Origin of the sequence: Parageobacillus sp. KH3-4 (assembly GCF_022846435.1) — a bacterium.
In the GTDB taxonomy this organism is placed as follows: Bacteria; Bacillota; Bacilli; order Bacillales; family Anoxybacillaceae; genus Parageobacillus; species Parageobacillus thermoglucosidasius_A.
In genome coordinates, this window is sequence record NZ_AP025627.1 from 247,016 (window position 1) to 259,116 (window position 12,101).

Here is a 12,101-nt window from a genome sequence, read left to right on the forward strand (position 1 = left end):
CTTGAAAAGGGAGGGACAAGCGATTCGCATACGGTTAGGAATATTAGGGGCAGACGACTCGTTAGCCATTATTCAAAATATTGCGAATGGATATAAAGAACTGCATTGCATACCTGTTGTATATTGGGACGAAGAAGAAATCATCGATTTAATTCATCCATATATGCATCAAGTGGATATGTGGCTTTTTTCAGGACAAGTTCCTTATTCCATTGTAAAAGAATGGGGAGAAATCGATTGCCCAATGTTTTATGTTCCGCACACGGGGGCAAGTTTGTACCGGACGCTGTTGCATATTTATTATGAGCGGCAAATTCCTATCCAGCAATTAAGCTTTGATACGTACCATCCGTCGGAAATCGAGCGGCTGCTGGATGAGGTGGGGATTTGCGAACAAGTTCCGCATGTGAAACATTATCAGGGCGGGATTTCCGCGGCAGCGCTGGCACAGTATCATTATGAGTTATGGAAGCAAGGGTTAACGAAAGCAGCGGTGACATGTTTGCGGACGGCACATCTTGAATTAGAGAAGCTCGGCGTGCCGGTGTATCGGGTGCTGCCTGCCCGTTCGGCAGTAGAGTCGATTGTGCAAATGATTATTCGCACGGGTGAAATGCTGCGCTTTCAAGACGCACAAATTGCCGTTCAGATGATTGAAGTGGATTCGCTATTTGCGATATCCAATGAAACGTTTTCGACAGATGAAATATACAAAATGGAAATGAAGGTAACGGAAAAGTTGTTGAAATACGCAAAAAAAATACAAGGGTCATTGAAAATCGCTGGTCCCGGCCGGTATGTCATTTTTGCGACAAGAGGAGCATTAAAGGATATTACCGATCATTACAAAATAATTCCGACGATCAAAGAATTGGAAGAGATGGATCGCGAAATTGTCGCATGCGGAATTGGAGTGGGAAGAACGGCTTATGAGGCCGAAATCTATGCTGGAAAAGCGTTTCTTCATGCGAAGAAATACGGAAGAGGCACGTGGATGGTCGTATTTGATGATGATACGATTGTCGGACCGCTGGGCCGTTCGGAACAAATATGTTATTCGTTTGATTGTGCGGAATTGCAAGCGATCAGCCAAAAAACGAATTTGAGCGTCGCGACTTTAAGCAAAATAAGCGCCATATTGCGAAAGCTTGGGAAAAACGAGATTAATGCTTATGAATTAGCAACGTATATGCAAATTTTGCCGAGAAGCGCAAGGCGAATCCTTCACGAATTAGAGATAAAAGGATTAGCAGAAGTGGTTGGTGAAACGAATCCATATCCACGAGGCCGCCCAAGAAAGGTATATCGTATTTTTTTAGGATGAAGATAGCGGACAAGCACAATTGTCCGTTATATTTTTTGTATTTTTTTTATAAATATAATTGTTTAAAAATTTAAATAATTGTATTATAATTAAGGTCATAACCGAAATTCATCCGTAAATCATATGAGGAAGGGAGGAGCGAAATGATTAATGAAGATCGGCTTTGGAATCGCTTGTTGGAATTAGGAAACATCGGGAAGCAGCCTTCCGGAGGGATTACCCGCTTATCGTTTACAAAGGAAGAGCGCGCGGCAAAGGAGAAAGTCGCTTCTTACATGAAAGAAGCAGGGCTTGCTGTATATGAAGATGCTGTAGGCAATTTAATTGGACGCAAAGAAGGAAAAGAAAAAGATGCGCCTGTCGTGCTCGTTGGGTCGCACATTGACTCGGTTTATAACGGGGGAATGTTTGACGGTCCGCTCGGGGTACTTGCCGCTGTAGAAGTATTGCAGACGATGAACGAACATGGAGTGAAAACGAAGCACCCGATTGAAGTCGTTGCCTTTACCGATGAAGAAGGGGCTCGTTTTAGTTACGGAATGATCGGCAGCCGCGGGATGGCGGGAACGTTGTCGGAGGAAGAACTTGCTCATCGGGACAAACATGGAATTTCGCTTGCCGCTGCGATGAAAGAAGCAGGGCTTAACCCTGGCGAAGTCGCCAAGGCGGCGCGGCGCAAAGGATCGGCGAAAGCATATGTCGAATTGCATATCGAACAAGGGCGCGTGCTGGAACAAGCGAATCTTCCCGTCGGAATTGTCACAGGGATCGCCGGGCTTGTATGGGCGAAATTTACGATCGAAGGAAAAGCGGAACATGCTGGGGCGACGCCAATGCCAATTCGCCGCGATCCGCTTGTTGCCGCGGCGCAGATTATCCAAGTGATCGAGCAAGAGGCGAGAAAAACGGGAACAACCGTTGGCACTGTTGGACAAATGCAGGTGTTCCCAGGAGGAATTAACGTCATTCCGGAGCGGGTCGAATTTTCCTTAGATTTGCGGGATTTGGACGCGGCCGTGCGCGATAGCGTATTCCTGTCAATTATCGAACGAGCGCAACAAATTGGCAACGAGCGAAACGTGAGCGTCGCTGTCGAGCTGCTGCAAAAGATGCCTCCAGTATTATGTTCCGAACTTGTACAAAACGCAGCGAAAGAGGCATGCCGCCAGCTTGGTTTTGATGTTTTCACCCTTCCGAGCGGCGCTTCTCATGACGGAGTGCAACTTGCCGGGCTTTGTCCGATTGGGATGATTTTTGTTCGCTCGAAAGACGGAGTCAGCCATAGCCCGGAGGAATGGAGTTCAAAGGAAGACTGCGCGGCCGGAGCGAATGTTTTGTATCATACGGTGTTGCATTTGGCGACGAAAGAATAAACGAAAAAAGGGGGAAGAACGCATGACCAATGAAGAAATCAAACGGCTTGTCGATGAAGTGAAAGAGGAAGTGATTGCTTGGCGCCGCCATTTGCATGCGAATCCAGAATTGTCCTTTCAGGAAGAAAAAACGGCGCAGTTTGTTTATGAGACGTTGCAATCGTTTGGAAATCTGGAACTTTCACGGCCAACCAAAACAAGCGTGATGGCGCGGCTGATCGGACATCAGCCGGGGAGAGTGGTGGCGATTCGCGCCGATATGGACGCGCTTCCGATTCAAGAGGAAAATACGTTTGAGTTTGCCTCGAAAAATCCCGGAGTGATGCATGCGTGCGGGCATGACGGACATACGGCGATGCTTTTAGGAACGGCGAAAATTCTTTCCCAGCTACGCGATCAAATCAAAGGGGAAATCCGTTTTCTTTTCCAACACGCCGAAGAATTGCATCCAGGCGGCGCGGAAGAAATGGTACAGGCCGGCGTGATGGATGGCGTTGATGTCGTGATCGGCACTCATCTTTGGTCACCGTTGGAAGCTGGCAAGATTGGGATTGTTTACGGTCCGATGATGGCGGCGCCAGACCGCTTTTTCATCCGCATCCATGGCAAAGGCGGACACGCGGCGATGCCGCATCAAACGATTGATGCGATTGCGATCGGCGCCCAAGTGGTAACCAATTTGCAGTATATCGTTTCGCGCAATGTCGATCCGCTCGAGCCGTTGGTCGTGTCGGTAACGCAATTTGTCGCAGGAACGACGCATAACGTCATTCCGGGAAGCGTCGAAATTCAAGGAACGGTGCGCAGTTTCGATGAAACACTAAGGAAAAGCGTGCCGAAATTAATGGAACGGATTATTAAAGGCATTACCGAAGCGCATGGCGCGACATACGAATTTGAATTTGAATACGGCTACCGTCCGGTCATTAACAACGACGAGGTTACCCGCGTGATTGAGGAAACGGTGCGCGAAGTGCTTGGCGAAGAAGCGGTTGACCGCATAAAACCGAATATGGGCGGCGAAGATTTTTCCGCATTCCAGCAAAAAGCGCCGGGAAGCTTCTTCTATGTCGGCGCGGGAAACAAAGAAAAAGGCATCGTCTATCCGCATCACCATCCACGCTTTACGATCGATGAAGATGCATTGGAAATCGGCGTGCGCCTGTTTGTCCATGCGGCATTTAAATTATTGGCGGGAGCGTCATAAAAGCTTCCGCTCCCTATTTTATTCCATGGGGGAGGAAATAACGATGAAAGGAATTCGCTGGCTGATGGTTATTCCGTTTTTTGGCATACTTGGCGGCATCCCGTTTGCCAATAAAGTAACTCCATATGTGCTTGGCATGCCGTTTATTCTCTTTTGGCTTGTTGCTTGGGTGATCATTACTTCGATCATCATGGCGGTTGTCTACCGCTTTGATCCGGAAGTGCGGGAGGAGGAGCGTACATGAATGCGGCGCTAGTGATTATTTTCGCTTTCCTTTTGCTTTCCCTCTACTTAGGGGTGCAAGCGCGTAAAGGCAAAGATATGAATTTGGAACAGTGGACAGTCGGCGGCCGCGGGTTTGGCACCATCTTTGTCTTTCTCCTCATGGCCGGCGAAATTTATACGACATTTACCTTTTTGGGCGGAAGCGGCTGGGCCTACGGCAAAGGCGGACCGACGTTTTACATTATCGCGTACGGCTGCTTGGCGTATGTGCTGTCGTATTGGATGCTTCCGAAAGTATGGAAATATGCGAAGGAACATGAGCTGATGTCCCAGTCCGACTTTTTCGTCAGCAAGTACAACAGCCCGCTGTTAGGGGTGCTTGTTTCTTTAGTTGGCGTAGTCGCGCTGATTCCGTATCTGGTGCTGCAGCTAAAGGGGTTAGGCATTATCGTTTCCCAAGCTTCCTATGGCACGATTTCGTCGACGGCGGCGATTTGGATCGGCGTTCTTGCCGTTACAGTGTATGTGACGATTTCGGGCATTCATGGCTCGGCGTGGACAGCGGTAGTGAAAGATATCATGATTCTTGTTGTCGCGATCTTTTTAGGACTTTATCTTCCATTCCATTATTACGGCGGGATTCAGCCGATGTTTGAAGCGATTGAACAAGCAAAACCAGGCTTTCTCGCTTTGCCGGGCAAAGGCATGAGCGTGTCTTGGTTTATTTCGACCGTACTGTTGACGGTGCTTGGCTTTTACATGTGGCCGCATACGTTCGGTTCGATTTATTCGGCGAAAAACGCCAATGTTTTTCGGAAAAATGCGATAATTTTGCCTATTTATCAATTGGTGCTGCTGTTTGTCTTTTTTGTCGGCTTTGCGGCGATCTTGCAAATTCCGCATTTGGAAGGTTCCGATGCCGACTTGGCGTTATTGCGCTTGTCCATTCAGACGTTTGACCCTTGGGTCGTCGGGCTAATCGGCGCAGCCGGGTTGTTGACGGCGATGGTCCCAGGTTCGATGATTTTAATGACGGCGTCGACGCTGCTTGCGAAAAACGTCTATAAAGTGTTTTCTTCTTCCGCTACCGACGAGCAGGTTGCGAAACTCGCAAAATATCTCGTTCCTGTCATTGCCTTCATTTCGTTATATTTTACGTTCCGCGGCGGAAACACGATCGTTGCCTTGCTTCTGATGGGGTATAGCCTTGTGACGCAGCTGTTCCCGTCGTTTGTGCTCAGCTTGATGAAAAACAACTTTGTAACGAAACAGGGAGCGTTTGCCGGAATTATCGCTGGGGTTGCGACGGTGGCTTATATTACATTATCCGGCAGCAGCATCGGCACGTTGTTCCCTTCCTTGCCGCAGGCCGTGCAAGATCTGAATGTCGGAATTATTGCATTGATTGTGAATATCGTTGTCACGGTGGTGGTGAGCTGGATTCCAACCCGTTCTGCCAGCTTCGATACGGAAAAGAGCGCGATGTAGGGAGAACGAGCTGCAGTATGTTTTCATCATACGATGGTTGTTCGGGCTGGACATTGTATTATGTAGCAGGAAGCCGATAGGGATAATGAGAAAAAGAAAAGGAGACACATGCGGGTCAAAGCATCATGTCTCCTTTTTGAGTTTTTTCTTATTTTTGGATATATCTTCTTGCGCCGGCGAACTCTTCGCCATAGCCTGGGGCGCGGTAATCATCAATGCGTACGGTTGTGCTCGAGTTTGGCGAGTGAATCATTTTGCCGTTGCCGATATACATGCCGACGTGGTGGACGCGTCCTGTTCCGTTATTGTACGCAAAGAAAAGAAGATCGCCAGGTTGCAGTTCGCTTTCCGGGACAGGTGTACCGAATTGGGCCTGTACGGACGAATCGCGGGGAATGGTGATGCCGTGCGCTTTATAAATCGTATGGGTAAAACCGGAGCAGTCAAACCCAAATCCGGATGTTCCTGCCCATAAATAAGGCAAGCCTAAAAACTGTTTTGCGGTATTTACTAAGTCTTCTCCAGTTGGTGCCGGAATGTCTGCTTCCGTCCGGAAAATTTGGACATCCTCTTTTTTCAGCCATTTGGCACCATCACTCGGTGTCATCACTTTGACTGCATTTTTTGTTGAGTGAACCACAGGAAGGCGAGTGTTAAAGCTGATTTCCATAAATTTATGGTTTCCTTTTGGATCTTTGTAAAGCCATGCAGTTGGTGAAGTGACTTGGGCAAATGGTTTCGCTTGAAATTGTGCAAATACCTTTCCTTTTGTCAGTTGGCGGATTGGCATCCAGCCGGGATATCCAAGCGGATGGCGCGGAGTCGGCTGGCCATGTACGACAACTTTAGCCCAATCTCCCCGTTTTTCTAGTATCGTGACTTTCATGCCGTATAACGCTTGCGTTTCGAGATTTCCTACTAACCAAAGTTTTTCTTCGTATGTCATGCTTTTTGTCCATTTCCACATATCAACCGGGTTGGATAGTGATGGGTTGTCAATGTCTCTTGCAATGTTCGGCTCTGTCCAAAGTGTTGCGACAGAGACGTCAACATAAGCCGCTTCATCATTGTCCGTTTTGGCATTTGCTGGTGAAAGAAAGCCAAAAACCATGCAAAAGCAAAGGAATGCAGTAAGGTACCATTTCCATTTTTTCATTGCTAATCTCCTTTCTTATGGTCAATGATTGGGCATAGAAGGGACATAACCAATACCTGGTAAATCAGGAACGTTAATCTTACTTCCTTGAAAGAAAGAACGGCTGCTGTCATCGTTTATCCATAGAGGGGCATCTAAATCGACTTTTGTAATGTTCGGATGGGCCATTGCTAAATGGGCTGCTGCCAATACAGAAAGAGTTGGCTCCATCATGCTTCCGATCATGCATTCGATACCAGCCGCTTCCGCTAGACTAGCAATCTTGTAAGCTTCCCGTAGTCCGCCCGTTTTCATCAGCTTAATATTGATTAAATCAACAGCGTGATGACGGATCAGCTCTAGTGCATCTCGCGCCGAGAATACACTTTCGTCCGCCATAATCGGTACGTTGACTCGTTCACGGATAAACTGGAGGCCTTTTATGTCATGTTTAGAAACAGGCTGTTCAATAAATTCAATCGGAAGATGAAGTTGTTCTAGCGATTGGATGATCTTCACCGCATCTTTCGCTGTCCATCCTTGATTGGCATCAATGCGAAGCGAAATGTTTGGACCTACTTCATCATAAATTCGTTCAATTCGTTCGATATCTTTTTCGGCTTCTTTTCCTACTTTAATTTTTAAAATCGAAAAACCTTCCTCTGTGACTTTTTTTGCGTCATTGACCATTTCTTCTATATTATTTACGCTAATGGTCATATCGTTGACATGATGGTTCATCTTTCCTCCGAATAATTGATAAAGCGGAATGTTTAGCAGTTTGCAAAGCGCATCGTACATAGCCATTTCTAATGCCGCTTTTGCGCTTGTATTCCCAATGCAGCTTGTTTGGATATCTTTATCGTTTTTATTGATTTCTTCAATTTCTCTACCGATGATTTTGGGGATGAGAACATTTTCTAAAATACCTATGATTCCTTGTTTTGTTTCTCCTGTGATGGCTTCGGTCGGGACGGCGGCCCCATAGCCTTCCATTCCGTTATCCAGCGTGATTTTTACGACGATGCTTTCTATTTGTGTAGCTGTCCGCAATGCCGTTTTGAAAGGTTTTATCAATGGGGTAGATTGTACGGCGATCGTTGCGTCTTTTATTTTCATAAATAAACATCCTTCCCGTTACAGTGATGATAAAATACGAGCGGTGAGCAGCCCGTAATAGGTTCCAAGGAGATTGCCTAGCAAAGCTGTCAATATGCCGACAGGAATAAGCGACTGATGATATGCGCCCGCAAGAATTGGAGTCGAAGCTACTCCGCCGATATTTGCCAAAGAGGTTACCCCCATTGTAAATAAATCAAGTTTGCATACTTTTGCGATAATTAGCATTAATAATGCGTGAATCAAAAGGATAAGGAACCCAGAGATGATATAAATTGGAGCTTGGAACAATTGAGAAAAGTCTGCTTTCGATGCGATTAACGCGATGATCACATAAAGCATGACTTTCGATACGTCGTTGGCGCCAGGAATTTTCGCTGCCTTTGTCATCGCCAGTAATAAACCGATAACGGATGCGAATACAATCGTCCACGTTGTTCCGTTAAATACGGCTCCCAACTCGGGCAAAGCATTTCCGATTTCCGTGCAAATCGTCGATAAAAGAATGCTGAATCCAAGCAAGACGATTAATTCGGTAAACCCCATTTTTCCTTGATGATTTTCGGTTGTTGTTGCCACTTCATCTGCAGCAACCGGGACTTCTATTGCTTTTGCTTTTGTCCAGTGATTGAATCGGCTGGCAAACGGCACAAGCCAAAACATAAACATAACCCAAATAGAATAGTTGACGGTGTCCATGATTAAAGCGTAGCCGAAAATGTTTTCCGGAACATCTAAAATTTTTTGTAGAATGACCATATTTGCCGATCCGCCTGTCCAGCTGGAGCTGAGCGCAGCAAAAGCCTTCCACGTATCTTTCGCATAGAATTCTTTAAGTAACAGATACGTGACGGTAAACCCGATAATAATCGTGAAAGATGCTGCAAAAAAAGTGAGAAGAATTTTTGGCCCCATTTTGATGATCTTTCGCAAATCGCAATGCAGAAGCATAAGAATGAGCATGGCAGGAAGCAGTACGTTTCTAACGGTATTGTACGTATTGTCGATCGAATTCGTTTTCCCGAAAACTCCAAATGTTTGCATCAGTGCGCCTCCGACATAAATAAAAATAATGCCAGGGACGACTTTAAAAAGTTTGGATTTGGACTTTTGTTCTGCAAAAGCAATGAGTGCGACGTAAGCAAGCAAAATACTTAAATAAACAACACCGTCTTGAATCATTGTTTCTCCTCCCTATTTGAGATATAAAAATATAAAAACCCAGCAAATAGAGAGAAACAATCGCTCTATTCGCTGGGTTTCATCTGCGTGATGATGGTACAGATGAAGCAGCCGATGAAACGATATTTTGATATTTTAAGCTGGCGTTTTTAAAAGCGACGATTAACGCTTTTTGCGAAGAGCCGAAGTAACGAGTTTGAATTTCTTTGGTTACTGCGTCAATATCCAATATCGACCGGCCGACAAGTAAACTTTTGACAAACGACTTCGTCAGTTCAATCGTCGCTGAACAGTCTGCATCAACGATCATACTGTTTTCTTTATTGACCACTAATCCGATGAAAAATGCTTTATATTGCTGGGTAATAGGATTGTTTGAAGGCGCTTTCGCGTCTCCGATGATATATACAGTATTATTCTCAAACATGCTAATCCTCCAACCGAATACAGCTATTGCGAGGGGCATTTATGATGGACTCATAAATGTTGCTCGCAATATGTATGTTCTCTTATTTATTATACTGAATAGTAAGAAAATAGTCAATAATTACAACTTTTATAGAAAATAGTTCTGGTATAGGGATAACATTCATTATGGTGCAGAAAATAAAATCGGATTTTTACACAATTTCAAGGATGCAAAAATAACATCAGAAAGTTAAAATCATTTTTATTTATCTACTTGTGAATTTTCGGGCATTTTAGTATACTATATGTAACCGGTTACATGTAAAAATGGGGACGAACGATGATGGCGACGATTAGAGATGTGGCAAAGTTGGCAGGTGTATCTGTAGCGACTGTTTCTCGCGTGTTAAATCAAAATGGTTATGTGAATGAAGAAACAGAAAAACGTGTGAGACAGGCGATGAAAGAGTTAAATTATAAGCCGAGTGAAGTGGCGCGAGCATTGTTTAAAAAAACATCGAAGACAATTGGGTTAATCGTGCCGGATATAACGAACCCGTTTTTTCCAGAGCTTGTTCGCGCAGTGGAAGATGTGATGAATATTTATGATTATACTGTCATTTTATGCAATTCTGACGAGAAAACAGAAAAAGAGAAAAAATACATAGAAGTGCTCAAGCAAAAATATGTGGATGGCATTATCTTAACGACCAATCAATTGGAGTTGGAGGAAGTATCGGAATGGAATATTCCAATGGTAGTTCTAGACCGACCGCTAAGCCATAACTATCCCTCGGTCATTGCTGATAATTATGGCGGGGCTCGATTGGCAACTAAACATTTATATGACATTGGCTGCCGCAAAATTGCCCATATCCAGGGGCCTTCTCATGTTGTGAACGCGATGGAGCGTTTTTATGGTTATCGTGATGAAATGATGGAACTGGGTCTTTGGGATGAGAGGCTTGTTATACTCGGAAACTATCAGTTGAAGAAGGCGAAAGAAGCGGTAATCGAAGCGTTGAATAAATATGACATTGATGGCATTTTTGCTGGAAATGATGCAATGGCAGTGGGGGCGTTAAAAGCGGTTCAACAGATGGGGTTCCGTGTTCCGAAAGATATAGCCATTATAGGATACGACGGTATTCCTCTAACGGAAATGACGACGCCAGAGTTATCGACGATTTCTCAGCCGATTTATGATATGGGGGCAATTGCGGCGAGGATTTTAATAAAACAGATAGAGGGAAAACCGCTGGAAAAACTTCATTATGTGCTTCCTGTTGAACTAGTGGTACGACAATCGACGCGTAGGGGGGAATGAAAATGACGAAACCGGTGATTACTGTAGTTGGAAGCATCAACATGGATCTTGTGACGATCGCTTCTCGTTTTCCATCGCAAGGAGAAACAATTTTAGGAGAGGAGTTTCATCTCATTCCTGGCGGAAAAGGCGCGAATCAAGCGGTGGCTGCCGCGCGGCTTGGCGCGGAGGTGCATATGATTGGGGCCGTCGGAACGGATCCATTTGGAAACGAGCTTCTTCGCTCATTGGAGCGGGAAGGTGTTCATATCGATAATGTGAAACCGGTTACACATAAAGGTACTGGCATTGCTTCGATTACGATTTCGGAACAAGATAACCGGATTATCGTTGTGCCTGGAGCGAATCATGCGCTTCGCCCAGAAGACATTGACCGGTGCGAAGAGATCATTGCCAAGAGCGATGTATGTGTACTGCAACTGGAAATTCCGCTTTCCGTTGTAGAAAGAGCCGTCTTTTTAGCGAAAAAACATCATGTGCGTGTCATTTTAAATCCAGCGCCAGCGCAGCCGTTGCCACAAAAACTCATCGAGCAGGCCGATTTTCTTACACCAAATGAACATGAGCGGGAGATTATTTTTGAGCAAGTTGATGCGAACGCGTTTGCCGATAAAGTGATTGTCACAGAGGGAGCACGCGGCGTAACGATTCGGAAAGGTGGAAAACAGGTGCTCATACCAGGCTTTTGCGTTCCGGTCGTGGACACGACGGGAGCAGGAGATACATTCAACGGTGCGCTGGCGGTCGCGTTAAGCAAAGGAATGAGTTTGGAAGATGCATGTCGCTTTGCCAACGCTGCGGCGGCGCTATCGGTGACAAAACTAGGCGCGCAAGGCGGAATGCCGACGGAAGAGGAAGTAAAGAAATTTTTGCAGGAAAAGGCAGGGTGTTCATCATGAAAAAACGGGGTATTCTCAATAAAGACTTAAGTATGCTATTGGCTTCTCTCGGTCATACCGATACGATTGTCATCGCAGACTGCGGTCTGCCGATTCCGAATGGGACAGATCGTATTGATTTATCGCTAGTGAAGGGATTTCCGCCGTTTTTATCCGTGCTGGATGCGGTTTTAGAAGAATTAGAAGTGGAAGCGCTAACATTAGCGGAAGAAATCAAAAAGGAAAATCCCATTATGTATGAAAACATCCGGCAAAGATTGAGCGATGTACCGATGCAATTTGTTCCACACGAACAGCTTAAAGAGATGACAAAATCCGCAAAAGCAGTCATTCGTACAGGGGAAGCGACGCCTTACGCTAATATTATTCTCCGCTCTGGCGTGAACTTTTCATAGCGTTCGTTTGAAAAAAGGA

The 12,101-nt window shown here is 45.5% G+C and carries 12 protein-coding genes; 8 read left to right on the top strand and 4 right to left on the bottom strand.

Translation table 11 applies throughout. The features are described from left to right. The first annotated feature begins 22 nt into the window (after window positions 1-22). The 5 genes from MWM02_RS01290 to MWM02_RS01310 all read left to right on the top strand — a co-directional run bounded on the left by MWM02_RS01290 (window position 23) and on the right by MWM02_RS01310 (window position 5,617). Window positions 23-1,324, top strand: coding sequence for an ArsR family transcriptional regulator (locus MWM02_RS01290; protein WP_244403581.1), 1,302 nt, complete (start codon window positions 23-25; stop codon window positions 1,322-1,324). Between the two features lie 143 nt (window positions 1,325-1,467). Further along, window positions 1,468-2,697, top strand: coding sequence for a Zn-dependent hydrolase (locus MWM02_RS01295; RefSeq protein ID WP_244402771.1), 1,230 nt, complete (start codon window positions 1,468-1,470; stop codon window positions 2,695-2,697). Between the two features lie 22 nt (window positions 2,698-2,719). Then, the gene (locus MWM02_RS01300; RefSeq protein ID WP_064552289.1) at window positions 2,720-3,904 is read left to right on the top strand and encodes a M20 family metallopeptidase; all 1,185 of its coding nucleotides are present in this window, start codon (window positions 2,720-2,722) and stop codon (window positions 3,902-3,904) included. Window positions 3,905-3,947: 43 nt separating this feature from the next. After that, a complete protein-coding gene (locus MWM02_RS01305) occupies window positions 3,948-4,148 on the top strand; it encodes a DUF3311 domain-containing protein (RefSeq protein ID WP_064552288.1) in 201 nt (66 codons plus the stop codon). Then, window positions 4,145-5,617, top strand: coding sequence for a sodium:solute symporter family protein (locus MWM02_RS01310; protein WP_244402772.1), 1,473 nt, complete (start codon window positions 4,145-4,147; stop codon window positions 5,615-5,617). The genes MWM02_RS01305 and MWM02_RS01310 overlap by 4 nt, the downstream gene beginning before the upstream one ends. 148 nt (window positions 5,618-5,765) lie before the next feature. Here MWM02_RS01310 and MWM02_RS01315 read toward each other — a convergent pair whose 3' ends face one another. The 4 genes from MWM02_RS01315 to MWM02_RS01330 form a co-directional block, all read right to left on the bottom strand. After that, window positions 5,766-6,773 (bottom strand): C40 family peptidase, encoded by a 1,008-nt coding sequence (locus tag MWM02_RS01315; RefSeq protein WP_244402773.1) that lies wholly within the window; start codon window positions 6,771-6,773, stop codon window positions 5,766-5,768. Window positions 6,774-6,794: 21 nt separating this feature from the next. Further along, complete coding sequence (locus MWM02_RS01320; RefSeq protein ID WP_244402774.1) at window positions 6,795-7,871, bottom strand: dipeptide epimerase; 1,077 nt, start codon at window positions 7,869-7,871, stop codon at window positions 6,795-6,797. Between the two features lie 18 nt (window positions 7,872-7,889). Beyond that, entirely contained in the window at window positions 7,890-9,053 is a 1,164-nt protein-coding gene (locus MWM02_RS01325; RefSeq protein WP_244402775.1) for a DUF819 family protein, read from the bottom strand. A 79-nt stretch (window positions 9,054-9,132) separates the two neighbouring features. Further along, window positions 9,133-9,480 (bottom strand): DUF3870 domain-containing protein, encoded by a 348-nt coding sequence (locus MWM02_RS01330; protein ID WP_244402776.1) that lies wholly within the window; start codon window positions 9,478-9,480, stop codon window positions 9,133-9,135. Window positions 9,481-9,804: 324 nt separating this feature from the next. Here MWM02_RS01330 and MWM02_RS01335 point away from each other — a divergent pair, with 324 nt between their 5' ends. Genes MWM02_RS01335 through rbsD form a run of 3 tightly spaced genes read left to right on the top strand, consistent with a single transcriptional unit; the run spans window position 9,805 to window position 12,082 of the window. Next, window positions 9,805-10,788 carry a LacI family DNA-binding transcriptional regulator gene (locus tag MWM02_RS01335; protein ID WP_244402777.1) on the top strand — a complete coding sequence of 328 codons (984 nt, stop codon included), beginning with the start codon at window positions 9,805-9,807 and terminating at the stop codon, window positions 10,786-10,788. A 2-nt stretch (window positions 10,789-10,790) separates the two neighbouring features. Then, window positions 10,791-11,687 carry a ribokinase gene (rbsK, locus tag MWM02_RS01340; protein ID WP_064552282.1) on the top strand — a complete coding sequence of 299 codons (897 nt, stop codon included), beginning with the start codon at window positions 10,791-10,793 and terminating at the stop codon, window positions 11,685-11,687. Next, window positions 11,684-12,082, top strand: a complete 399-nt coding sequence (rbsD, locus tag MWM02_RS01345; RefSeq protein WP_064552281.1) for a D-ribose pyranase — start codon at window positions 11,684-11,686, stop codon at window positions 12,080-12,082. Before rbsK ends, rbsD begins: the two co-directional genes overlap by 4 nt. The last annotated feature ends 19 nt before the right edge of the window (window positions 12,083-12,101 follow it).